The following is a 23,166-nucleotide window of genomic DNA, read 5'->3' on the forward strand; positions in this document are numbered from 1 at the left end:
TTATGCGCTTTCTGTACCACTATGTACGGTCGTTGCTTCATTGCCGGAATCGGCGCACCGCCCCGCCGGGCGGGACCACACCCATCCGCATCGGCAATCATATGCCGCCGCGGATGTCCGGGGAATTCGATTGCCGCGATTTGCGGCGGACCGCCGGCCGGGGACCGCGAACGAAGCGCCCCGGCCGGCCGTTCCCATAGGAGGGGAGGTCAGGAGACGACGGGATCGAGAACCGACCTGTAGGAGACGGCGTCGGCATGTCCGGCGCTGCCGAGCAGCTCGGCCACCCGGGAGACCTTCTCGGCCATGGCCTTGCGGCCCGCGGCGTTCCACTTGCGCGGATCGAAGAACTTCTTGCCCTCGCGGTGGGACCGCTGCTTGCCGTCGGCCGCGACGAGGAACGCGTCGATGCCGTTGGTGAACTCGTACTGGGTGTCGGTGTCGACGTTCATCTTGACGACGCCGTCCTTCACCGCCGCGCGGACATCCGCGTCGGAGGATCCGGACCCGCCGTGGAACACGTACATGTTGCGCACGCCGGTCTTCTCCGCGATCTCGGCAAGCAGTTCGGGCTTGAGGTCGGGGATGACGGCGGTGCCGTGCGCATTGCCGAAGGCGACCGCGAGCAGATAGTCGTCCTCGTCGAGGCCGGCGTCGGTGAAGGTCCTCTGGATCACCGCGACGTCCTCCGGGGTGGAGTAGACGGCCTTGTCGGCGACGCCGTCCTCCATGCCGCCCCATTTGCCGCCCGCCTCTACCTCAAGCACGCCGTCGACGGCCTGCACCATCGGCAGCAGTTCACGGATGGTGGCCGCATTGTCGTGGATCTCATCGTGGGAGCCGTCGAACATGAACGAGTCGAAGATCTTCTCCTCGCCGGCGTCGCGGAGCCTCTTCAGCTCGACGAGCAGCGGCTTGAGCCAGGTGTCCACGTAGTCCGCGTGGCAATGGTCGGTGTGCAGCATGATCGGCACGTGATGAAGCTTGCGCAGGTCGCGCATGAGGCGACCGATGATGATGGATCCGTCGACGGGGTCGCCGGAGGGACTGGCCTGCTTGGCGGCGCCGATGCTCACCTGCACGAATCCGGCGCTGTTCGCCTGCTCAAGCCCCTGCATGGCCGCGATGGCCGTATCGAGGTTGCTGACGTTGATGGCCGGATAGGCGTATCCCCCGTCATGCGCCACGTCAAGCAGATGCCTGACCTCGGCGGAGGTCATCACAAAGGCGTTCGAAGTCGTCTCGCTCATATTCGTCCCCTTTTGGAACTCATCGTCCGTCGGGGCTTCCGTTCGCCCCGCCCACAACCAATGGTCGCACTTCCACGGCCCGATTCGCAAGCATCGTGGCGTCCGATTCCCAGCCACGGGCAAAGGTCACATAATCAGCACGCAACAGCGCACAAAACCGTTCAACATGGTCGGTTTGAACGGTGCAAACCAACATCCGACATCACAAAAGCGCACGACACGCGAACAAGAACACATGTCCATGTTCGGTGTCGTGCGCTGTAGCGGGGAAACGCACATCAAAACGCAACATTCGTCAGTCTCGTCGCATGAGGCCGGAATACCGCGTCACACGGGCCCGACCCCACGTCACACGGGCCGCGACAGTCGCATGATCCGCATCGGTCACGCCTTGCGTTCGCGGGCCACCTCCGGCCGCCCGGCCGCAACGGCGCCGAGGTCGCTCACATCGACGTCTGGAACCTTCTCTGCACGGATCAGGCCGCTGAGCGACGTGATGCGCAATGCGGCGACGAATCCGATGACGGCCAACGCCACGGCGAACGCGAAGCCGAACCGGGAGCCGGTGACGAACGCCTGCGCATGGCCGGCGCCCGCGCGCACGGCGGACGACTGGCCGGCACCGAGCAGCACGGTGGCCACGGCGGTGGCGATGGCGCCCCACACCTGCTGCATGGTGTTGAGGATGGTGCTGCCGTCAGTGGACAGCTGCGGCGGCAGCGCGGCCAGGGCGGTGGACTGGGCCGGGCTCATGGTCAGCGGCACTCCGATCATGAGCACCACATGCGCGGCGATGATATAGGCCACGGAGCTGGTGGTGCCGGCGGCCATGAGCAAAGCCAGGCCGACGACGGAGATGACAAGGCCGGAGCGCACGAGGATCTTCGGTCCGATGACGTCGTACAGACGGCCGGAAAGCAATGACACCACGGCGTTGACCACACCGCCCGGCAGCATGACGAGACCTGCCATGGCGGCCGGAATGCCCATGCCGTCCTGGATCTCCTGCGGCATGAGGTACATGGCGCACAGGGTGATGCCGAAGTTCATCATGACCACGACGGCGCCAGTGGTGAACTGCGGGATGGCAAATGCGCGCAGGTTGACGACCGGCACATCCATCCGCAGCTGGCGGCGGCCGTACAGCGCCACGGCCACGGCGCCGACCACGAGAATCGCCACGACCGCCGCCGAAAGGCCGAATTCGCCGACGAGGCTCACGCCGAGCACGAGACCACCGAAGCCGACGACGGAGGTAAGGCAGCTGAACGCGTCGATGCGCGGACGGGTGAGCTCATACGGGTTCACCATGAACGCGAATGTGCACAGCAGAGCCACGGCCGCCACGACGGCGAAGAAATAGAAGATCCAGCGCCAGCTGAACGCGCCGATGAAGAAGCCCGACAAGGTCGGTCCGACGGCGGGGGCGAACATGATGATCAGCGTGGTGATGCCCATGGCCGTGCCGATCTTGCTTTTCGGGAACACCTCAAGCAGCACGGAGAACATCATCGGCAGCACCAGGCCGGTGGAGACGCCCTGGATCATACGACCGGCGAGCAGCATGGCGAACGTCGGGGCAAGGCCGGACATAAGCGAACCGACGAGGAACGCCCCCAACGCCACGACAAGCAGCGTCTTGGCGCGGAACCACTTGAGCAGGAGCCCGACGAACGGCAGCACCACGCCGATCACGAGCATGTAACCGACGACCAGCCACTGCACGGTGCCGGCCCCCACACCGAACGCATCCATCAGGCTGGGCAGCGCTATGTTCATCGACGTCTCGCTGAGCATGCCAAGGAAGGCACCCAGATACAGTCCGAGCATCACCAGAGCGGGATGCCTCACATCCATGCGGGCCTTCATTCTTCGCGTATCATCATGCCGGTTCTTCGTCTCATCATGCCGGGTTTCGGCCATAATCCATATTCCTCCTGATTGTGCCGTCTCCATTCCGGGCATGGCTTCGCGCCGCGCGTGGGAGACGAGCCCACCGCGCGGCGCGATCATGCCCGGGATTGTACGGCTAGCGTCCGCAGGCCTTGCCGACCGCGGCCTTCACTGCGTCGATGGTGGCAATCATGGAGTCGATGTCCTCTACGCTCACGGTTGCCATGAGCTCGGTCTCGACACGCTGACGCACGCCGACGATGTATCGACGCACGTATTCCTCGCCGACGGACGTGGCACGGATGAGCACCACGCGTCGGTCGGTCGGATCAGCCGTCTTGTCGAGCAGACCGAGGCCGGTCATCTCGCGTACGGCACGGGTGACGTTGGGCATACGCATGCCGAGCGCGTCGCCGATGTCGGAGACGCGGGCGCATCCGTCGTCGCCGCGGGTGCGGCTGAGCGCATCGAGCACCCGCAGATGCACCGGCCGGACGCCTTTGGGCAGTTCGGGAACCAGTGTCCGTACGGAGCCGGCCTCGTCCATGGCGTGCAGAATCCTGTCGAGCAGGTTGATATCCATATCTTCCACCATATACGACGTGTTTATTTATACAAGATATTTATATGAGATAACTATCTGCGATATATAGTCTACGACACCGTTGGCCCAAACGACACGCCCCCACGACGAAAATTTGGCCGGAACGTTCATGGAGACCGGTTTTCCCGGCCCCTCATGAACGTTCCTGCCAATCAACAGGCCGATGGCTCGGGCTACTCCCCCAACGACTCCCGTATGGCGGCGAGCACGGCGTGGATCCCCGCCTCGAACACCTCCGGCTCCGGCAGCAGCGACACCGCCAGATATCCATTGGAGGTCATGTCGAAGAAGAATCCCGGTTGGGCGGTGGAGGCGTGATCGTGAATCAGATGCAGCACCAGCTGCGTCTCATCGATGCTGGAAGGGAACCGAAGCAGCACGTTCCACCCGCCTTCGGCACGCAGCACGCTGGTCACGCCCAGCGAATCGGCGTCAAGCAGTTCATGAAGCCGCACGAGATTGCCACGCGTGCGTTCCCGCACCCGGTCGCTCTGGCCTGCCGCCGCCTCAAGCATGGCGGGAATCCGTTCGGCGATGATGTCGCTCATCGGCAGGAAATCATCGGCAATCACATCGAGCCGTCGCTGCGCCTCGCCCACGTCGGATTCCGGCCCGGAGACCTCGATCCATCCGACCTTGGCATGCGGTGCGGCGAGCATCTTCGAAAAACCATCGAGCGCGAACGTGAGCACGCCGGACTCCCCCGCAAGCCGCGCATTGCCGTCGAACGGCTCCAGATCGTAGCCGAAGAACACCTCGTCGGCGATCACGGCCACATCATGCTCCCGGCACATCGACACCAGCCGTCGGCGCTCCTCTGGCTTCACATACGAACCGGTCGGATTGTTCGGGTTGATGAGCACCATGGCGCGGACGCGCGCCCCCTCCTCGGAATCGAGAATCTCCTCGATGCGCGGCAGGTCGAAGAACCATGAGCCGTCGAACATCAGCGAGTATTCGATGGTCTTCACGTTCTCCAGACGTGCGATGGATTCAATGAGCGGATATCCGGGCTTGGGGGCAAGCACGGCATCGCCGGGATCACACAGCAGCTTCATCAGCCACGAATACGCCTCCGACGTGGAGCTGAGCAGATACAGCCGCTCAGGGTCCACAGGCCGTTCCCGCCGTACGCCGTCGGCTCCGCCTCCCGACAGGAACGCGGCCAGCGCCTTGCGCGCCCCTAAGGGACCGCGGGGATTCGCCTCGTATACCCCCGGCACCAATGCCGGAGCCAGACCATGCCGTGTGGGGTTGGAATCGTTGAGCTTCACGAGTTCCACACCGTCACGGCGGCACAGCGCCTCGGCCATGGAGATCGCATTGGGCCGCGAGGCATCCACCCGTGATGAGAAGCGCATGGTGAATTCTCCCCGCTCACTTCAACGGCGGCATAGGACGCCAGTCGGGGTCGTGCAGCAGCTTGCGGGAATCCCTCCATCCGCGCAGGATCTCCCTGATGCCCGTGCCGAGATGAGTACGGTCCACGGCGACGAGTCGGATGAGCTCCTTGATGATGGTCGCAATGGTGCCCACACCGAACCAGAAGGCGCGGTAGTCTCCGTGCGCCATGAAATAGCGGGCCATGTACCCGCGGTTGCGCAGGATATGGTAACGGTTCATGTCGGAGGTGGAGTTCAGCTGCCGCAACCCGGCGATGTCCCAGTTGCCGATCTCACGCGTGCGTCGCATCACTCGGTCGGGGACGACGATGGGGTTGGTGACCTTGCTGGCGAGGTAGCCGTACATGGTGTCGTCCCAGTAGATGAAGAACCGTGGATCCGGGAAGCCTATCTTCTCGACGATGTTTCGCCGGATCAGTCCGCCCTCGAAACACATGGTGTTCATCACGCGGTATCCGGCCGGTCCGAAAGCGGCCGGTGCGATGGGGTTAGGGATGCCCAAGGGCACGATGAAATGATACTGCCAGTAGAACGGCCCGCCGTCGTAATCGTAACGGCTGCCTTGGATCACGTCATGGTCGGGCATCCATTTGGCGAGTTTCTCCAGTCCGTCCGGCTCGATGGCCACGTCGTCGTCCATGACCCAGAACCATTCGGCACCGAGTCCGTACGCCTTCCTCACGCCCGCCGAAAAGCCTCCTGCACCGCCGAGATTGTCGTCCTGCGGGGCATAGACCACACGGTCGGCATTGCCTTCGGCGTCGGCGACGGTGCCGCCCCATTGGGAGGTCACCCTGTCTGAGAACTCCTTCACCATCGCTTTCGTCTTTTCGGAATGCTCGTTGTCGACGATCACGATGCGCCAAGGCGCGATGGTCGATGCGAGGAAGGACGCGAACAGCGTCTTCAGTAGTTCCTGACGCTTATAGGTCACCACGACGATGGCGAGTTTACTTGTTACGTTTTTCACGTTGCTCTCGGCAGTCATACGCCCTATTGTGGCACCTGCCGGCGAAAAACGGCGAAAAGCGCGACCGGCGAGGGACGGAGACGATGACCGACGATAGCGGGCCATATGATTCGCATATAGCGAACGATGCCGCATTCGCGGATGGGCGGCGGTTTACGAACATCCGTCGTGATACAGTCAAAGACGCAAGTTTCAGGGCAGGGTGAGATTCCCTACTGGCGGTGATGCCCGGCGGCCGTTCCCGCGTGTTCCACGCGGGCGGCGCCCCAAAGCCCGCGACCCGCGAAAGCGGCCGATCCGGTGGGATTCCGGAGCCAACGGTATAGTCCGGATGAAAGAAACGAGGATTCCCATGGGTGGTTCTTCATCTTCCGTATCGTCGTCCGCCACATCCCATTCCACCGGCGTGGGCGGCTCCGGCCGCTGGTCCACCGGACGAATCGCCGTCTACGCGCTGTTCGTGGCATTGACCATGGTGACGAGCTTCATCGAATTGCCGATCTTCCCGGCCGCCCCGTGGCTCAAATACGATCCATCCGGCATCGTCTGCCTCGTCGCCGGATTCGCGTTCGGCCCGTCGACTGCCGCCATCGTCAGCGTTCTGGGATTCACTCCCCATCTGTTCGCCGACCCGTGGGGCACGCTGATGGCGATTGGCGTGTCGCTGGCGCTGAGCGTGCCGGCCGCACTGGTGTATCGGCGTTGGCGCTCCCGCCGAGGCGCCGTCTCGGGCATACTGCTCGGCGCGGCCGTTGCGCTGGCCGTGGCCGTTCTCGGCAACCTGGCGATCACACCGATCTACGCGCACATGACTGTGGCGCAGGTGGCGGCAATGATCGTGCCTGTCCTGCTGCCGTTCAACCTGCTGAAATTCGCCATTCACGGCGTGGTGACGTTCCTTGTCTACAAGCCGGTCTCCACGTTGCTGAACCGATAGTCGGGCGTCTCATCGTGGCCGGTTCATCCCCCGCCGTCATGCTCCGCGACGTCCGCTTCAGCTACGACGACGGAACATCATGGGCGGTCGATGGGGTCGACCTGACGATCCCGGAAGGCGAACGCATCGCCATCGTCGGGGCCAACGGCTCCGGGAAATCCACGCTTGGCCGCATCATCGCGGGTCTTTCCGCGCCGGATTCCGGAATCGTCACGCTGCTCGGACTCAGGGTCTTCGATGGCGGGGCGCATGCCGACAGGTATCGCAAAGCGCGGCATGGCATCGGCGTCGTGTTCCAGAATCCCGAGGACCAGATCGTCACCACCGTGGTCGACGATGATGTGGCGTTCGGACCGGAGAATCTCGGCGTTCCCTCGGAACGCATCGGGGAACGCATCGAAACGGCGCTGCAGTGCGTCGGTATGACCGGCCATGCCGACGCCGACCCGACCCGCATGTCCGGCGGGCAGCAGCAACGAGTAGCCATCGCCGGCATGCTCGCCATGCGTCCCCGCATGATCGTATTGGATGAGCCGACCGCGATGCTCGACGAATCGGGGCGTTCGGAGGTCATGGCGGTACTGGACGAACTGCATGCCCATGGCACGACGGTCGTGCATATCACGCATTCACCGGATGAGGCCATGGCCGCCGACCGTGTGATCGTGATACGCGATGGGCGGATCGTCGAGGACGACCGTCCTTCGTCCGATTCCATGCCTTCTTCCCGACCCGGCCCCCTCCGGCAAAAAGCCTCCTCACCCAACGCCGCGCATCCTTCTTCCGCTGGCCCCCTCTGGCAGAGGGAGCTGTCCGACGAATGCCGGGGTGAAGGGGTCGAACCGCCCGACAGAGCAACCGTCGGCCGGGAATCACCTTCGGAAACAAGCCCGCACAACCGGGACGGCTCCCCCATCATCACGATGTCGCACGTCTCGTTCGCATACGACCGCGACCATCCGATACTACGTGACGTGAGCCTCACGGTGAATGACGGCGAAACCATCGCCGTCATGGGACGCAACGGAGGCGGCAAATCCACGCTGATCAGACTGCTGTGCGCATTGGCGACACCGGACGATGGCGATATAACCGTGGCCGGGATTCCCGTGGCAAGACGTTCCTCCGGCGGATCCAGACCCCTGCGCAGGCGCGACCGCCGCGGATTGCGCGGCATCGTCGGCTATGTGATGCAGCATCCGGAACGCCAGCTATTCGCCGAAACCGTGGCGGACGACGTGGCATACGGTCCACGCAACCTCGGTCTGTCGGGAGAGGAGCTCGACGAGCGGGTGGACACGACGCTGGAGGCCCTGGGCATCGACCATCTCGCCGGCCGTTCGCCGTTCGATCTTTCCGGAGGGCAACAGCGCATGGTCGCCATAGCGGGTGTTCTGGCATGCCGGCCCCGTATTCTCGTCATGGATGAGCCGACGAGCAGCCTTGACGCGGATGCCGCAGGCAGGATTCGCGGACTGATCGCACGTCTCGGTGAGCAAGGCGTTACGGTCGTCATCGTCACGCATGACCGTGCCGAGGCGATGTCGGCCGATCGCGTCGTCGAGTTGTGCGATGGAGTCGTCGTCCCACACGTGCCGAATGCTCCAGACGGCAGACCGGCCATTCCTTCCACTCCCGCTTCCCCTTCTCGAAAGGGGCAGTCCGAGACACGCCGGAATACGGAGCGTGACGGGACGTCGTTCGTCGCCATGCTCGACCCGAGGATGAAGATGTCGCTGACGCTGGTCCTCATGTTCACGGCGTTCGCCATACGCACCCCGGCACAGCTCGGCATCGCCGCGGTCGCGGTCGGATGCGCGATGGCCGCGGCACGGCTGCATCCTCTGGCGGTGGCGCATTCCGTACGACTGTTCCTCGGCTTGTTCGCCGTCATGAGCATGCTGAACGTCTTCTTCGTCCGCTCCGGCGAGACGTTGCTTCACCTTGGTCCGATTCCCGTCACCGACGACGGCCTGTGGACGGCCCTCGTCTATGCCGGACGTCTGGCGCTGGTGGTGGTGTTGGGGGCCGTGCTGGTGCTCACGACCACGCCGACGCGGCTGACCGATGCGTTCGAGGCGCTGCTTGCCCCGTTGCAACGGTTCGGCGTGCATACCGGGGAGATCGCCCTGGTCATGAGTCTGGCATTGCGGTTCATGCCCACGCTGGCCGGCGAGACCCGGGCCATCATCGACGCCCAGGCGGCACGGGGCGGCAGCGTCGAATCCGGCGCCCCGTTGCAACGGATCCGCGCGCTTACGGCCATCATCGTTCCGGTGTTCGCCGGGGCGTTGCGCCATGCCGGAAATCTCGGACTCGCCCTTGACGCCCGCTGCTATGAAGGCGGAGAAGGGCGCACGCATTACCGTCCGTTGCGGTGCACATGGCGCGACGTCGTCTTCGCCGTGTTCTCGGCCACATATCTCGTCGTGTTGTTCGCTACGCCGATATTGTTCGTCCGCTGACTTCATACGGCCGACGGCGCCCCCGAAGCCGAAGCCACGCACACGGACGAATCGTTTCGGAACGAAACAAAAACGGTGTGGGACCATGGGGTCCCACACCGTCGATGGCGATTTCTAGGCCGATATCAGTCCTCTGCGGCGGAATCGCCGTCGGAGGATGAGGCGGCCGCGGCGACCGGTTCGGGCTCGGCATCGGTCTTGGCAGCATCGTCCTTGGCGGTGTCGTCGGCCGGTTCGGCGTCGAGGATGGGCTTGCCTGTGAAGGTGAATTCGCCGAGCAGCCCCTCGCCCTGGGAGTCGACTTCCACGGCCTCGTTGTCGCCGAGCTCCCCGAGCAGGATCTTCTCAGAGATGGCGTCCTCGATGTCGCGCTGGATGACGCGACGCAACGGACGGGCGCCGAGCAGCGGATCGAAGCCCTTCTCCGCAAGCAGGTCCTTGGCCTTGTCGGTCAGTTCGATGGACATGTGACGCTCGAACAGACGGTCGTTCAGGCGCTTGATGTCGAGGTCGACGATCTGGCGCACCTGCGGCTCGGTGAGCTGGCGGAACACGATGATGTCGTCCAGACGGTTGAGGAACTCGGGGCGGAACTGCTGCTTGAGCTCGGAGCTCACCTGATCCTTCATGCGCTGGTAGCTGGTCTCGGTGTTGCCGCCCACGTTGAAGCCGGTGTTGGCGGCCTTGGCGATGTCGCGGGTGCCGAGATTGGTGGTCAGGATGATGATGGTGTTCTTGAAGTCCACCTTGCGTCCCTGGCCGTCGGTGAGATGGCCGTCGTCCAGCACCTGCAGCAACGTGTTGAAGATATCGGGATGGGCCTTCTCGATCTCGTCGAACAGCACCACGGAGAACGGCTTGCGACGCACCTTCTCGGTAAGCTCGCCGCCTTCCTCGTAGCCGACGTACCCCGGGGGCGCTCCGAACAGGCGCGAGGCCGCGTACTTCTCGGAGAATTCCGACATGTCGACGCGGATGAGCGCGTCCTCGTCGTCGAACAGGAACTCGGCGAGCGCCTTGGCCAGCTCGGTCTTGCCCACGCCGGTGGGGCCGGCGAAGATGAACGATCCGGAGGGCCGCTTCGGGTCCTTGAGGCCTACGCGGGAGCGGCGCACGGAGCGGGACAGCGCGGTGACCGCATCGTCCTGACCGATGATGCGCTTGTGCAGCTCCTTCTCCATGTTGAGCAGCTTCTTGGATTCCGCCTGGGTGAGCTTGAACACGGGGATGCCCGTGGTGGAGGAGATCACCTGGGCGATCACGTCCTCGTCCACGGTCATCGACACGTCGGACTCACCCTCGCGCCAGGCCTTCTCCTTCTCCTTGCGCTCGGATTCCAGTTTCTCCTGACGGTCGCGCAGTTCGGCGGCCTTTTCGAAGTCCTGGTCCTTGATGGCCTTGTCCTTCTCGCCGCTGACCTTCGCCACCTTGGCGTCGATCTCCTTGAGCTCCGGAGGCGCGGTAAGGCGCTTGATGCGCAGGCGCGCGCCCGCCTCGTCGATCAGGTCGATGGCCTTGTCGGGCAGGTGACGGTCCTGGATGTACCGCGCGGACAACTCCGCCGCGGCCTGCAGCGCGCCATCGGTGATGGTCACGTGATGATGGTTCTCATAGCGTTCGCGCAGACCCTTGAGAATCTCGATGGTCTCCGCAATCGTCGGCTCATGCACCTGGATCGGCTGGAACCGGCGTTCCAGCGCCGCATCCTTCTCGATGTATTTGCGATATTCCTCGGTGGTGGTGGCGCCGATCGTCTGGAGCTCGCCGCGGGCCAGCATTGGCTTGAGCATGTCGGATGCGCCGAGCGCACCGTCCGCGGAACCCGCGCCGACGATGGTGTGGATCTCGTCGATGAACAGCACGATGTCGCCGCGGGTCTTGATCTCCTTGAGCACCTTCTTGAGACGCTCCTCGAAGTCGCCGCGGTAGCGGGATCCCGCCACCATGGAGCCAAGGTCGAGGGAGTAGATCTGCTTGCCCTTGAGCGTCTCCGGAACATCGCCCACGTTGATCTTCTGTGCCAGACCCTCGACGACGGCGGTCTTGCCGACGCCGGGTTCGCCGATGAGCACCGGGTTGTTCTTGGTGCGACGGGAGAGTACGACCATGACGCGTTCGATCTCGCCGGAGCGGCCGATGACCGGGTCGAGCTTGCCTTCGGCGGCCTCGGCGGTCAGGTTGCGTCCGAACTGGTCGAGGATGGCGGAGCCCGTCTGGCTGCTCTTGTTCTGCACGCCGCCGGCGTTGGCGAGGTCGCCCTTGCCGTCGGAGCCGTCATGGTTGCCGCGGATGAGATCGATGGTGGCGGTGCGCAACTCACCGAGGTCGACGTCCATCTTGATGAGCACCTGGGTGCCGACGCCCTCGCCCTCGCGAATCAGACCGAGCAGGATATGCTCAGTGCCGATGTAGCTGTGGCCAAGCTGCAGCGCCTCCCGCAGGCTGAGCTCCAGCACCTGCTTGGCGTGAGGAGTGAACGGTATGTGCCCGTTCGGAGCGGCGTTGCCTTTGCCGATCATCTCCTCGACCTGCTTGCGGGTGGCATCGAGCTCGACTCCCTTGGAGGCGAGCGCCTTGGCGGCGTTGCCCTCGCCCTCGCGAATCAGGCCGAGCAGCAGGTGTTCCGTACCGATGTAGTTATGCTGAAGCGCCCTTGCCTCTTCCTGAGCAAGTACGATGACGCGTCGCGCACGGTCGGTGAACCGTTCGAACATGCTTGTCCTCCCTAATAAAACTCTGTATCACTCTACCGATTCGCTGTGACGAACATTCCCCCATGCCCATATATTGCGCTGTGAACGGAAATCGAATCCAAGGTTTTCCGTCGTGGGTCGACTATGCTGTAACCAGAACGACCATCAGGAGGTGTGTCATGACCGGTGAACATGTTCGTACCGGTGTCAATGCGAATCCGGCGGACGTCGACGGCGATCGTCCGCTCCAGGATATCGTCGTCGGCGTGGACGGATCGGAGGAATCGTTCGCCGCGCTGAAATGGGCGCTGAACGAGGCGGGAAGGACCGACCAGCACGTCAATGCCGTGTTCGGCTGGACGCACTCGTGGGACATCGATGCCGAGCCGGATTCCGACGAGGCATGGCGCCAGGTGCGCAACGAGATCCGCGAGCTGCTGCGTTCATGGGTGGACAAGGCATCCGAGGGCATCGACTTCAACCCGGAGAATCTCAAACTGACGTCGGTCAAGGCGTCGGGTTCGGCGGCCCTGCTGCAGATCGGGGCGAACGCGCAGCAGATCGTCATAGGCCGGCGATCTCTTGGACGCGTCGCACGCTGGTTCCTGGGTTCGCTGTCGTCCTCGCTGGCCGAGGAGGCGAAGGTGCCGGTCACGGTCGTCCGTGCCGGCGATGCGGGTTCGGCGGATTCGGTGCAGAACGACATCGCGCGCGTGCTCGATCCGGATTCGGCCGACCATACGAAAAACGGGAACCGCCGCCCCATCGTCGTCGGCATCGACGGATCCAAGGGGTCGCAGCGCGCCCTGCGTTTCGCCGTCCATGAGGCCATCGTCAACAACCGTCCTCTGCATGTGCTGTTCTGCTGGCAGATGAAGGATCTGGGCAAGATCCCCGGATTCGAGACGACGGTGCCATCGGTCGCGGAGGGCCAGCGCCATGCGGAGGACGTCCTGCGCGGTGTCATCGCCGACGCGTATATTCCCGACGACGTCGAGGTGCATGCCAATGCCTTCCACATCTCCGCGGGCAAGGGACTGCTCAGCGCCTCCCGATACGCGTATCAGATCGTCGTCGGCACGCGCGGCCTGTCGGGTCTGGACGCGCATTTCCTCGGTTCGGTCTCCTCGCGTGTGCTCAACGACGCGGAATGCACCGTGACCGTCGTGCATTGAACCGCACGACGTCCTCCGGACCGATAGGACCGATATGAATATGACGGGGTCCTTGCAGCGAATGCAAGGACCCCGTCATCGTCTATTCGACATTATTCATCTATTCAACATTGTTCATCTATTCGATATTGTTTTCGTCGCCCTTTTCGTCATTCATCATCGTCGTCGTTATCCCGTTCGCCACGTTCGGGCATCTGGGAGTGGAAAAGAACGACGTCGCCGGCCAGCACGCCGAGGTAATGTCCCGCATCGTCGAAACGCGGCTCCCCGGCGGATTCCTCCGCCTCGACTTCGCCGCGCTCCTCCCGCGGGGCCTGACGCACGATGTCGATATGCAAGTCGTCGAAGGCCGGCTTGGACTGGATCCACAGGCTGCTGGGCTGCGGCGGCTCGATTTCGGAATGCTCGCCACAGCCGTGGTCACGCGAGACCACACGCCCGTCATCCGGACTCCACTTGTTGGCGCACACGCCGAACAGCAGGTTCAGCTCGCCCTTCAGCGGCACAAAGAACCCGCACGTCTCACATGGCATGCCGTCGGCGGTCTTGGTGGAGAGGGACTTGGGCCCGTGCGGGCCCGCGTACCAGCGCTGCGCGGCCTGGGCGCGACCGAGCGGGGTGAGCACGCGGCGTCGCGAGAGCTCGAACTCCTTGGCGATGTCGGCGGTCTGCGCCAGTTCGTCGCGGAGGGCCTTCTCATCGCCGGCAACGGCATCGCCCTCTACCGAGGAATCCTTGCCTGACGTGTTGTCATCGGCATCGGCCGTATCATCGGAGGCGCCATTGCGAACGCCGTCGCCGCTATCGGCGCCATTGAGGCCGCCGTCGTCCTCCCTGTCGCCGGTCTCCCCCGTCTTACTCCCCGCCCTGTCGAGATCCTCTTCGAGACGACGCGCGTCGAGACCGTCCTCCAGACGGGGGTCGTCCTTCTCCGTGCCGAGCGTATCGGTCACTGCGAGGTCGGTGGGCAGCAGACGGTCCTTCCAGGGAATCCACTTGGGCGGCATCAGCGAGTCGTCGCCGGGAACCAGAGACGACTCGTTCACCGTCCACATGTCGCGCTCCACGTCGTGATAGAGCGTTATCGACCACTGCCATCCCTCGTATCCGAGGATATCGGCGGCGAAACGGAAGTCGCTTACGTTGTCCTCCAGCTCGTGGCGGCCGAGGAACTCGCCCACCTGCGATTCCTCGTCCGCCACCTCATAGGCCACCGCCTGTGCGATGGATCGGGGGTCCGGAGTGGTTGCGGTCATCGCTGCACCTTCAATCGTGTGTTCGGTCACGGTATTCGTATAGGTCCTGAAATATGTCGATGGACTCGGTCAGTCCTGGACGTCGAAGTTGTCGGCCACCGCGCGAAGCAGGGTGGCGAGCTTCTTGGATTCGGCGGACGAGGGGTACCGGTGCCGCCGCAGCGTGCCGCCGGCGGAGTCGAGCAGCTTGATGAGGTCCTCCACGATGGCGGCCATGTCGTCCGGCTTGGGCCGGGACGCCTTGACCATGGACGGCAGCGCCGCGGCCACGGTCACGCCCATGGCCTGCGGGCCCTTGCGACCGTCGATCACCGAGAACTCCACCTTGGCGCCCTTACGCAGCGTAGTGACGCCGGCCGGCAGCGCGGCGGACGGCAGGAACACGTCGCTGCCATCATCGCCCGTGATGAAGCCGTAGCCTTTTTTCGCGTCGAACCAACGAATCTTTCCGCTGGGCATTCTTTCCACACCTCACTGATCACTCATGTGCATTCGGTCATGCACGCGCAAGTCATGTGCTTGCTACACCCCGTGTACTTGTTACACCCGTGGCGTTCCGGGCTCACCGCCCCGAAGCCAAATGATTATTATACCTTACGCCTTCGCCGGGGTTGCGCCCCCTCGCGACGGGGCGGCCGGTCCGACCTCCTCGGACATGGGGATCTCGGGCATGGGAATGATCACGGTGAAGGTGAGTCCTCCGCCGAAGGTCTCGGAGGCGCAGATCAGACCATGATGGGCCTTGATGGCGGACTGCGCGATGGACATGCCAAGGCCGGTTCCGCCCTTTTCGCGGGCGCGCGAGGGGTCGGCGGTGTAGAAGCGCTCGAAGATCTTCTGTCTGGCCTTGGCTGGCATGCCCGGGCCGTGGTCGATGACCTGGGCGACGGCGAAGCGCCGTCCGCTGCCCGTGGACGCCGCCACCTGCGCCGCCTGGATGAACTGGTCGAGGGACGCGTCGGTGGACGGCATCCGGCCGAGGTCGATGTCGGGAAGCGATGCGGGGATGACGGAGATGCCCATCTCCACGGGGGATTCCGCCGGCGTGTAGCGGTGGATGTTGCCCACGATGTTCGTCACGACCTGACGGAGCCGTGCGGGATCGCCCTGAAGGGTGACGTCGGAAAGCTTGCCCGGCACGAACGACAGATGCGAGGGGATGGCCTGCTGGCCGGGCGCGGGGGCGAGCGGTGCGTCTCCGCCGGCGAGCGCGATGCCGCCGAGCCTGATGGTGCGTTCCGGATCGAGGGCGTGCAGGTCCTCGGCGGATTCCGAGATGATGTTGTGCAGCCTGGCTTTCTGGTTGGTGTTGACGCCACGCCCTTCGTCCATGCGGGCGAGGGACAGCAGGTCCTCGACGAGAGCGGCCATGCGCGTGCTGGATTTTTCGATGTGGTCGATGGATTCGTCGGCCCGTTCCAGCGCGCCGGGATAGTCCCGCTGCATCTTGTACAGCTCGGCATAGCCGTGGATGGCCGCCAATGGTGTGCGTAGCTCATGGCTGGCGTCGGAAACGAACTGCTTCATCTTCTCGGTGGTCTCCTGCTGCTCGCGGAAGCTCTGCTCGATCCGCGACAGCATCTGGTTGAGCGACGCCGAAAGGGAGCCGACCTCGGTGTTCTCGGGCGATTGCGGCACGCGTTGCGACAGGTCGCCGTTGGCGATCTTGGCTGCGGTTTTCTCGATGCGTTTGAGCGGCATGAGCGTTCGGTCGATGGCCAGCGTGGCCATGACGGTCGCGAACACGATGATGGCGATGCCGACGACGAGGAAGTATTTGGTGATGATGCCCAGCGTGTCCTCCATGTCGTGCAGCGAAAGCGCGATGAAGGCCATGCCATGGGTGGCCGGGGTGGTGGCGGTGGCACGGATGGTCCATTCGACGGCGATGACGCGCCATGGCGCCGTGGCCATCTGCAGCGAGGCCCGGCTCGTGGCCCCTCCGGCCGACTGTACCCTTGCGGCGGCGGTGAACGGCTTGCCGAGCTGTATGCCGTCGAGGCTGCCGGACGCCGGAAGACTGGGTTCGGAGATCACGTTGTCGGCGAGTTTGGGGACAAGCGGCGTGGAGGTGATGTTGTAGTCCGAGTCCCGGATCTGCACGTAGTAGTCGATGAGTCCCAGCGTGCCGGTGTTGTCGGTCTTCTGCAGGTCGCCGATGTTGTTGAGGACCAGTTCCGACTGGCGTTGCAGCTGCGTATCGGTCTTGTCGATGATGTAGGCGCTGACCAGCTGACGGACGGCGAAGGCGATGATGCCGCCGCTGACGAGCAGCAGCACCAGGATGATGGACACCAGCTTGGTGGACAGCGACACGGCGTCGATGTGCCGCAGCAGCGGGTTGTCGCTGCGCGACTTCGCCGGTTTGGACTTGGTCCGCACCTCGCCCTTCGTTCCGCCCGACATGAATTCACCCCCCACTGGATCAGGCTCCGGGGGCGGACTTGGGCGCACGGATCATGTATCCGATACCGCGCTTGGTCTGGATGAGCGGATCGACCTTGCGAGTCTCGCCGTCCTCGTCCTCGTAGGTGACTCCGTCCACCTTCTTGCGCAGATACGAGATGTAGGATTCCACGATGGCGGCGTCGCCGCCCCAGTCGTACTGCCATACGTGGTCGAGGATCTGGGCCTTGGAGAGCACCCGCCCCTCGTTGTCCATGAGATAGCGCAGCAGCTTGTATTCGGTGGGGCTGAGCTCCACGACCTGTCCGTGGCGGGTCACATCGTGGGAGTCCTCGTTGATCTCAAGGTCGGCGACGCGGATGATGGGGTCGTCCTCGGCCTGTTCGCGGGTGCGGCGGAGGATGGCCCTGATCCTCGCCACGACCTCCTCAAGACTGAACGGCTTGGTCACGTAGTCGTCTCCGCCCACGGTGAGGCCCATGACCTTGTCCTGGGTGTCGTCGCGCGCGGTGAGGAACAGCACCGGGGCGTCGATGCCTTCCTGACGGATACGTCTGGTGACGGTGAACCCGTCGATGTCAGGGAGCATCACGTCAAGCACGATGAGATCGGGATCGGTCTTCTCTATGACCTCGATGGCTTCGGAGCCCGAGGCCGCGGTGCTCACCTCGAAGCCGGAGAAATGCAGCGAGGCGACCAGCAGCTCGCGGATGGACGGCTCGTCGTCGACGACGACGATCGATGCTTCTATGGATTTGCTCATGGTGTTAAGCATGGTCCTCCGCACTGGATGTTTCCTGAATATCCGCTGAATCCTTGTCGGACCGCGAATCCCCCTTGTCGGTCGAACCGGCGTCCGCGCCGGACTCCGTCGCACGGGAGCGGCGCCCCGAACGGCGACGCTCCCTGCGCGCCAGCTGACGGTCTGCGCGGGATTTGCCACGCCTGTGCAGGACGACGAACACCACCGCGGCGATCACGAGAACAGCCAACGCCGCGATGAAGACGATGATGCCGACGTTGCTGAATCTGGACGTGGACGACGACTCATGCAGCGTCTTGATCTGGTCCGTCAACGCTATGGCCGATCCGGACCAGTCCGGGGTGTCCCCCTTGGTCAGCGGGTTCAGCGCCGCCTGCGAAAGCGAGTCGACGGTGTCCTGCCTTTTCAGCCATTCATCGGAATTGGACGACACGACCACCACCAGGTTGCCGTCTTCGGAGGCGACCGCGAGCATGACGGTGTTGGGCGCCGGATTGGAGTCCTTCAGCAGGTTTGCAGCCCATTGGTCGGGGTCCTGGCCTTCGGAGAACTTCGGCAGGTACAGCAGCCTGACGGTGACGCCGGTCTCTTTTTTGGTCGCGCTCAATGCGTCGGAGACCTTGCCGAGGTTGTCGCCCAGAAGATTCTCGGTATCGGTGATGTTGTCGGTCACCGTGACGCCGACGCCCGACGACCCCGTGCCCTGCTGACTGGGAGTGGCGCTTTCGTCGGCGGCCGATGCGGCGGGCGTCGACATCGCCAGCATCAGCATGAACGCGACGAACGCCGCCACGGCCAGCCACATCACCGTCCGAATGCCGAAGGTTGTCCCCATTCCCCCTTCGCGGGTGGTCCGTTCGTCCACATTGCCTGAATGGATTGCTGTCATCTGCTTGGTTCTCATATTGTCAACTGTAACGGCTCGGATTCGCAAATCGAATGCGTGAACCGTGAAAACACCCGGAAAGCGAAAGGAAACCGCCATGCCCCAGTACCAAGTCGATTCGGAACAGATCCAATCGTCCAGCGCCGCCGTATCGGCGTCGGTGAGCCAGATACGCGAGGCCGTCAACGGCATGTACGCCAACCTCAATCAACTGCAAAGCGTATGGAAGGGCAGTGCTTCGGCGCAGTTCACGTCGGTCGCCGCGCAATGGCGCGCCGCGCAGCAGCAGATGGAGGCGTCGCTGGAATCCATCCAGAACGCGTTGGCGCAGGCGTCGGTCGTCTATTCCGATGCCGAGGCGCAGGCGTCGCGTCTCTTCGCCGGCTGACCATTCCGGTCGGAACGGATTCGGAGAAGACAGGAAACAGCCATATGAAACAACCATATGGACGGAAAAGGGTCCCGACCCATTTGGGTCGGGACCCGTCGTGTTGACCGAGGTCGGCCATAATCGGAAATCACCCGCGGTCATGGCCTGCCGGTATAGCCGGCGCGAGACCTCACATCGGGGATGACCGATAGCAGCAGGTATCGTCAGTAGACACTGCCGTCAGTAGACACTGCCGTCAGTAACCCATGTCGGCGCCCTGCGGGGCGGCCGGAGCCGGCGGTTCCGGCTTGTTGGCCACGACGGCCTCGGTGGTGAGGAACAGGCCGGCGATGGAGGCGGCGTTCTGCAGAGCGGAACGCGTCACCTTGACCGGGTCGGCGACGCCGGCGGCCAGCAGGTCCTCGTAGGTGTTGGTGGCGGCGTTCAGGCCTTCGCCGTCGGGCAGCGAACGGACCTTGTCGATCACCACGTCGCCGGACAGGCCGGAGTTCTCGGCGATCTGCTTGATCGGGGCTTCGACGGCGCGGAAGACGATGGCGGCACCGGTGGCCTCGTCGCCTTCGAGCTTGACGTCGCCCTGGGCCTTGGCAGCGGCCTGGATGAGGGCCACACCACCGCCGGGCAGCAGGCCTTCCTCGATGGCGGCCTTGGCGTTGCGCACGGCGTCCTCGATGCGGTGCTTGCGCTCCTTGGCCTCGACCTCGGTGGCTGCACCGACCTTGATGACGGCGACGCCGCCGGCGAGCTTGGCGAGGCGCTCCTGCAGCTTCTCGCGATCGTAGTCGGAGTCGGTGGCCTCGATCTCTGCACGGATCTGGGCGACGCGGGCGGCCACGTCCTCCTTGGAGCCGGCGCCGGAGACGATGGTGGTCTCGTCCTTGGAGACGATGACCTTGGCCGCGGAGCCGAGGACGGTGGCGTCGATGGAGTCGAGCTTGAGGCCCAGCTCCTCGGAGACGACCTGGGCGCCGGTGAGGATGGCCATATCCTGCAGCATGGCCTTACGGCGGTCGCCGAAGCCCGGGGCCTTGACGGCGCAGGAGTTGAAGGTGCCGCGAATCTTGTTGAGGATCAGGGTCGGCAGGGCCTCGCCGTCAACGTCCTCGGCGATGATCAGCAGCGGCTTGCCGGACTTCATGACGAGGTCGGCGATGTGGATGACGTCCTGCTGGCTGGACACCTTGCCGGAAGTAAGCAGGATGTACGGGTTCTCCAGAACGGCGGTCTGGTCGTCGGCGTTGGTGACGAAGTACGGGGCGATGTAGCCCTTGTCGAAGCGCATGCCCTCGGTGAATTCGAGGTCGAGGCCGAAGCGGTTGTTGTCCTCGACGGTCACGACGCCGTCCTGACCGACCTTGTCCAGGGCCTCGGCGATCTTCTCGCCCACCTCGGGGTCGGCGGCGGAGATCGTGGCGGTGGCGGCGATCTGGTCCTTGGTCTCGACGTCCTTGGCGGCGGCGACCAGCTCCTTGACGATGGCGTCGGTGGCCTTCTCGATGCCGCGGCGCAGCGCGATCGGGTTGGATCCCGCGACGACGTTCTTCAGACCCTCGTGCACGACGGACTGGGCGAGCACCGTGGCGGTGGTGGTGCCGTCGCCGGCGACGTCGTCGGTCTTCTTGGCGACTTCCTTGACCAGCTCGGCGCCGATGCGCTCGAACGGATCCTCAAGCTCGATCTCCTTGGCGATGGAGACGCCGTCGTTGGTGATGGTCGGAGCGCCGTAGGTCTTGTCGAGAACGACGTTGCGGCCCTTCGGACCAAGCGTGACCTTCACGGTGTTGGCCAGCTTGTCGAGGCCGGCGAGCATTCCCTGACGTGCTTCCTCGTCGTAAGCAATGATCTTTGCCATGGTTGTCATTTCCTCCAAATGGCTTGTATTACGTAATCACCGTCCACGGATCGTTCCCACGAGGCCGTCAGCTGCCATCGTTATCACTCTCACGCTTCGAGTGCTAACTGTGAGATTAGCACTCGAAGCATGAGAGTGCCAAATGTTCGTCGTGGGCATATGCCGCAACAGTCGTGCACTCCAAGGGAAACGGGCATGAAAAAAGGCTCCGACGCGCCTCACACCACACCGCGCATCGGAGCCCGACAGGAGAAAATCCCTTAGAGCTTGGTCACCTTGGTGGCCTGCATCCCCTTCGGTCCCTTCTCGGATTCATATTCGACCTTGTCCCCCTCATCCAGGGTGCGATACCCTTGAGCGTTGATTGCCGAATAATGAACGAAAACATCTTCGCCGCCATCCTCGGGAGTGATGAAACCATACCCCTTGGTCGCGTTGAAGAACTTTACCGTACCCGTTGCCATAACAACTTCCCTTTAGTAGCTGTACAAACACCGCCCCACGCATGACAAAAACCGCACATCATGGAGTTCGACGGTCGCGCACTTCACCGCACGCTAGCTACCCATTCTAAGGCCTCTTCGCCGTTATTCAACAATCGGGACGATACCGACAGCCATAATCGGACCCCGGGAACGGTTCCCAACCGGTTTTCCCCCTCACGGAAACACCCGTGCGGGACGGTCACTGCATGAGCACCACGGCGACGTCCGCGCCGAGGCCGTTGACCTGGACCACCTGGGAGATCCCCAGCTGGGCGGCGACGTCCTTCGCGGTCCCCAGATCGTCGGCGGAACGGTACCAGACGGTGCTCGTCGACGGCAGGGATGCGCGGTTCGCCGCGTTCCTGGCGCTTACGGCGGAGTAGCCGGCGTTGCGCAGTGTATTGGCGTTCGTCGACGCCAGACCGTTGCGGCGTGTGCCGTTGTACACGGTGATGGACGCGGAGCGGTTCACCGTATCCGCCGTCTCGGAGGCCGTCTCGCTCGGGGTGGACGACTGCGTGGCCGTCTCGCTCGGGGTGGCGGCGCTTGTCCGCGGGGCCGCGGACGAGGATGCGGCGGCGGACGACCGCGCGGGTGCCGAAGACGATGGAGAGGGGGGCGGCGCGACCGACGACGGCGACGACGCGGACGGGACGGACGACGAGGCGGACGGAGACGAGGCGGAACCGGACGAGGCCCACAGGTACACGCCGCCGGCGATCAACGCGGCGACGAGCAGCACGACGATGTACGGCAGGGCGCGGGCGCCGAAGCCGCGTGGTCCGCGATGCAGTCCGACAGGCCCCTGGGGCGGATCGTCGAATTCATCTGCCGGGTAGGCGGCGTGCTGCTTTTCGGACATGACGGCTCCTCACTTGCTGTACTCAACCACGAAACATGGTAGCCCATCGTGCTCCCTACCGTCCCCGGGAGGCATCGGAAGGCATGATGTTCGTACATCTTCGCGTTTACAGTGGTGCGCATGACCATCAAAAATCTTGACGAGCTGGTCGAGGCCGGGTGGGCCGAGGCGCTGAAGGACGTGGAGCCGCAGGTCCACGCCATGGGGGACTTCCTGCGAGGCGAACTCTCCGAGGGGAGACGCTATCTGCCGGCGAGCCGCAACATCCTCCGGGCCTTCACCATACCGTTCGACTCCATCAAGGTGCTCATCGTGGGCCAGGACCCCTACCCCACCCCGGGGCATCCCGTGGGGCTGAGCTTCTCGGTGGCGCCGGAGGTCAGCCCCCTGCCGGGAAGCCTGCGCAACATCTACACCGAGCTGATGGACGACGTGCATGTGCCCCGGCCTGCGAACGGCGACCTGACGCCGTGGACGCGGCGGGGCGTGATGCTGCTCAACAGGTGCCTGACCGTGCAGGTGGGCAAGCCGGCCAGCCATCGGGGCAGGGGCTGGGAGCAGATCACGGACGCGGCCATCGCGGCGCTTGACGCGCGCACCGACGCAGACGGATCCCCGAAACCGCTGGTCGCCATCCTGTGGGGACGCCAGGCCCAGACGCTCGAACCGCTGCTGCGCCACGCGACGATCATCAAATCCCCTCATCCGAGCCCGCTTTCGGCCCGGTACGGGTTCTTCGGATCGAAGCCGTTCTCCCGTGCGAACGAGGCGCTGACGGCGATGGGCGCCCAGCCGGTGGACTGGTCGCTCCCCGCAGCCTGAACTCCGACCGTGGGACCCGGCCCGCCGAGGGCGAACATACGGGAAAAGTCAAC

The 23,166-nt window shown here is 64.1% G+C and carries 19 protein-coding genes and 1 riboswitch; of the genes, 5 read left to right on the top strand and 14 right to left on the bottom strand.

Translation table 11 applies throughout. The features are described from left to right. Window positions 1-209: 209 nt before the first annotated feature. The 5 genes from DF200_RS05595 to DF200_RS05615 all read right to left on the bottom strand — a co-directional run bounded on the left by DF200_RS05595 (window position 210) and on the right by DF200_RS05615 (window position 6,138). Window positions 210-1,250 (bottom strand): class II fructose-bisphosphate aldolase, encoded by a 1,041-nt coding sequence (locus DF200_RS05595; protein WP_109137304.1) that lies wholly within the window; start codon window positions 1,248-1,250, stop codon window positions 210-212. Window positions 1,251-1,634: 384 nt separating this feature from the next. Next, on the bottom strand, window positions 1,635-3,173 hold the full coding sequence (locus DF200_RS05600) for an MDR family MFS transporter (protein ID WP_241520145.1): 1,539 nt from the start codon (window positions 3,171-3,173) through the stop codon (window positions 1,635-1,637). A 106-nt stretch (window positions 3,174-3,279) separates the two neighbouring features. Next, window positions 3,280-3,726 (bottom strand): MarR family winged helix-turn-helix transcriptional regulator, encoded by a 447-nt coding sequence (locus DF200_RS05605; protein WP_158275789.1) that lies wholly within the window; start codon window positions 3,724-3,726, stop codon window positions 3,280-3,282. A gap of 194 nt (window positions 3,727-3,920) precedes the next feature. After that, window positions 3,921-5,108, bottom strand: coding sequence for a pyridoxal phosphate-dependent aminotransferase (locus tag DF200_RS05610; RefSeq protein ID WP_109137306.1), 1,188 nt, complete (start codon window positions 5,106-5,108; stop codon window positions 3,921-3,923). 16 nt (window positions 5,109-5,124) lie between these two features. After that, window positions 5,125-6,138, bottom strand: coding sequence for a glycosyltransferase family 2 protein (locus DF200_RS05615; protein ID WP_109137307.1), 1,014 nt, complete (start codon window positions 6,136-6,138; stop codon window positions 5,125-5,127). Between the two features lie 166 nt (window positions 6,139-6,304). Further along, window positions 6,305-6,467, top strand: a riboswitch (FMN riboswitch). Between DF200_RS05615 and DF200_RS05620 the strand changes: the two genes are divergently transcribed. Next, window positions 6,452-7,057: an ECF transporter S component gene (locus DF200_RS05620; protein ID WP_158275790.1), complete on the top strand. Its 606-nt coding sequence runs from the start codon at window positions 6,452-6,454 to the stop codon at window positions 7,055-7,057. (Overlaps the previous riboswitch by 16 nt.) Window positions 7,058-7,095: 38 nt before the next feature. After that, a complete protein-coding gene (locus DF200_RS05625; protein WP_109137335.1) occupies window positions 7,096-9,522 on the top strand; it encodes an energy-coupling factor transporter ATPase in 2,427 nt (808 codons plus the stop codon). 125 nt (window positions 9,523-9,647) lie between these two features. Here the strand turns inward: DF200_RS05625 and DF200_RS05630 are convergent, their stop codons facing one another. Further along, the gene (locus DF200_RS05630) at window positions 9,648-12,236 is read right to left on the bottom strand and encodes an ATP-dependent Clp protease ATP-binding subunit (protein ID WP_109137309.1); all 2,589 of its coding nucleotides are present in this window, start codon (window positions 12,234-12,236) and stop codon (window positions 9,648-9,650) included. Between the two features lie 158 nt (window positions 12,237-12,394). Between DF200_RS05630 and DF200_RS05635 the strand changes: the two genes are divergently transcribed. Beyond that, window positions 12,395-13,390, top strand: a complete 996-nt coding sequence (locus DF200_RS05635) for a universal stress protein (protein ID WP_109137310.1) — start codon at window positions 12,395-12,397, stop codon at window positions 13,388-13,390. A gap of 149 nt (window positions 13,391-13,539) precedes the next feature. Here DF200_RS05635 and DF200_RS05640 read toward each other — a convergent pair whose 3' ends face one another. The 5 genes from DF200_RS05640 to DF200_RS05660 all read right to left on the bottom strand — a co-directional run bounded on the left by DF200_RS05640 (window position 13,540) and on the right by DF200_RS05660 (window position 18,719). Continuing rightward, window positions 13,540-14,646: a DUF3027 domain-containing protein gene (locus DF200_RS05640; RefSeq protein ID WP_109137311.1), complete on the bottom strand. Its 1,107-nt coding sequence runs from the start codon at window positions 14,644-14,646 to the stop codon at window positions 13,540-13,542. Window positions 14,647-14,715: 69 nt separating this feature from the next. After that, window positions 14,716-15,105 (bottom strand): cold-shock protein, encoded by a 390-nt coding sequence (locus tag DF200_RS05645; RefSeq protein WP_109137312.1) that lies wholly within the window; start codon window positions 15,103-15,105, stop codon window positions 14,716-14,718. 135 nt (window positions 15,106-15,240) lie between these two features. After that, window positions 15,241-17,052 carry a sensor histidine kinase gene (locus DF200_RS05650; protein WP_241520146.1) on the bottom strand — a complete coding sequence of 604 codons (1,812 nt, stop codon included), beginning with the start codon at window positions 17,050-17,052 and terminating at the stop codon, window positions 15,241-15,243. A gap of 19 nt (window positions 17,053-17,071) precedes the next feature. Further along, on the bottom strand, window positions 17,072-17,815 hold the full coding sequence (locus DF200_RS05655; protein WP_109137313.1) for a response regulator transcription factor: 744 nt from the start codon (window positions 17,813-17,815) through the stop codon (window positions 17,072-17,074). A 4-nt stretch (window positions 17,816-17,819) separates the two neighbouring features. Beyond that, on the bottom strand, window positions 17,820-18,719 hold the full coding sequence (locus DF200_RS05660) for a TPM domain-containing protein (protein WP_241520147.1): 900 nt from the start codon (window positions 18,717-18,719) through the stop codon (window positions 17,820-17,822). Between the two features lie 79 nt (window positions 18,720-18,798). On the opposite strand from DF200_RS05660, the gene DF200_RS05665 reads away from it, so the two are divergent. Next, window positions 18,799-19,089: a WXG100 family type VII secretion target gene (locus DF200_RS05665; RefSeq protein ID WP_109137314.1), complete on the top strand. Its 291-nt coding sequence runs from the start codon at window positions 18,799-18,801 to the stop codon at window positions 19,087-19,089. A 238-nt stretch (window positions 19,090-19,327) separates the two neighbouring features. Here the strand turns inward: DF200_RS05665 and groL are convergent, their stop codons facing one another. The 3 genes from groL to DF200_RS05680 form a co-directional block, all read right to left on the bottom strand. After that, window positions 19,328-20,944, bottom strand: coding sequence for a chaperonin GroEL (groL, locus tag DF200_RS05670; RefSeq protein WP_109137315.1), 1,617 nt, complete (start codon window positions 20,942-20,944; stop codon window positions 19,328-19,330). Window positions 20,945-21,204: 260 nt separating this feature from the next. Continuing rightward, window positions 21,205-21,408, bottom strand: a complete 204-nt coding sequence (locus tag DF200_RS05675) for a cold-shock protein (RefSeq protein WP_109137316.1) — start codon at window positions 21,406-21,408, stop codon at window positions 21,205-21,207. A gap of 220 nt (window positions 21,409-21,628) precedes the next feature. After that, a complete protein-coding gene (locus tag DF200_RS05680; protein WP_109137317.1) occupies window positions 21,629-22,291 on the bottom strand; it encodes a LytR C-terminal domain-containing protein in 663 nt (220 codons plus the stop codon). Between the two features lie 120 nt (window positions 22,292-22,411). Between DF200_RS05680 and DF200_RS05685 the strand changes: the two genes are divergently transcribed. After that, entirely contained in the window at window positions 22,412-23,113 is a 702-nt protein-coding gene (locus tag DF200_RS05685) for a uracil-DNA glycosylase (RefSeq protein WP_170112485.1), read from the top strand. The last annotated feature ends 53 nt before the right edge of the window (window positions 23,114-23,166 follow it).

The sequence above is a fragment of the Bifidobacterium catulorum genome, from assembly GCF_003129925.1.
Lineage (GTDB): Bacteria > Actinomycetota > Actinomycetes > Actinomycetales > Bifidobacteriaceae > Galliscardovia > Galliscardovia catulorum.

What these genes read in the sequence shown, in the direction of transcription:
- DF200_RS05595 (WP_109137304.1), bottom strand. Translation starts at nt 1,250, where the DNA reads ATGAGCGAGACGACTTCGAACGCCTTTGTGATGACCTCCGCCGAGGTC.
- DF200_RS05600 (WP_241520145.1), bottom strand. Translation starts at nt 3,173, where the DNA reads ATGGCCGAAACCCGGCATGATGAGACGAAGAACCGGCATGATGATACG.
- DF200_RS05605 (WP_158275789.1), bottom strand. Translation starts at nt 3,726, where the DNA reads ATGGATATCAACCTGCTCGACAGGATTCTGCACGCCATGGACGAGGCC.
- DF200_RS05610 (WP_109137306.1), bottom strand. Translation starts at nt 5,108, where the DNA reads ATGCGCTTCTCATCACGGGTGGATGCCTCGCGGCCCAATGCGATCTCC.
- DF200_RS05615 (WP_109137307.1), bottom strand. Translation starts at nt 6,138, where the DNA reads ATGACTGCCGAGAGCAACGTGAAAAACGTAACAAGTAAACTCGCCATC.
- DF200_RS05620 (WP_158275790.1), top strand. Translation starts at nt 6,452, where the DNA reads ATGAAAGAAACGAGGATTCCCATGGGTGGTTCTTCATCTTCCGTATCG.
- DF200_RS05625 (WP_109137335.1), top strand. Translation starts at nt 7,096, where the DNA reads ATGCTCCGCGACGTCCGCTTCAGCTACGACGACGGAACATCATGGGCG.
- DF200_RS05630 (WP_109137309.1), bottom strand. Translation starts at nt 12,236, where the DNA reads ATGTTCGAACGGTTCACCGACCGTGCGCGACGCGTCATCGTACTTGCT.
- DF200_RS05635 (WP_109137310.1), top strand. Translation starts at nt 12,395, where the DNA reads ATGACCGGTGAACATGTTCGTACCGGTGTCAATGCGAATCCGGCGGAC.
- DF200_RS05640 (WP_109137311.1), bottom strand. Translation starts at nt 14,646, where the DNA reads ATGACCGCAACCACTCCGGACCCCCGATCCATCGCACAGGCGGTGGCC.
- DF200_RS05645 (WP_109137312.1), bottom strand. Translation starts at nt 15,105, where the DNA reads ATGCCCAGCGGAAAGATTCGTTGGTTCGACGCGAAAAAAGGCTACGGC.
- DF200_RS05650 (WP_241520146.1), bottom strand. Translation starts at nt 17,052, where the DNA reads ATGTCGGGCGGAACGAAGGGCGAGGTGCGGACCAAGTCCAAACCGGCG.
- DF200_RS05655 (WP_109137313.1), bottom strand. Translation starts at nt 17,815, where the DNA reads ATGAGCAAATCCATAGAAGCATCGATCGTCGTCGTCGACGACGAGCCG.
- DF200_RS05660 (WP_241520147.1), bottom strand. Translation starts at nt 18,719, where the DNA reads ATGAGAACCAAGCAGATGACAGCAATCCATTCAGGCAATGTGGACGAA.
- DF200_RS05665 (WP_109137314.1), top strand. Translation starts at nt 18,799, where the DNA reads ATGCCCCAGTACCAAGTCGATTCGGAACAGATCCAATCGTCCAGCGCC.
- groL (WP_109137315.1), bottom strand. Translation starts at nt 20,944, where the DNA reads ATGGCAAAGATCATTGCTTACGACGAGGAAGCACGTCAGGGAATGCTC.
- DF200_RS05675 (WP_109137316.1), bottom strand. Translation starts at nt 21,408, where the DNA reads ATGGCAACGGGTACGGTAAAGTTCTTCAACGCGACCAAGGGGTATGGT.
- DF200_RS05680 (WP_109137317.1), bottom strand. Translation starts at nt 22,291, where the DNA reads ATGTCCGAAAAGCAGCACGCCGCCTACCCGGCAGATGAATTCGACGAT.
- DF200_RS05685 (WP_170112485.1), top strand. Translation starts at nt 22,412, where the DNA reads ATGACCATCAAAAATCTTGACGAGCTGGTCGAGGCCGGGTGGGCCGAG.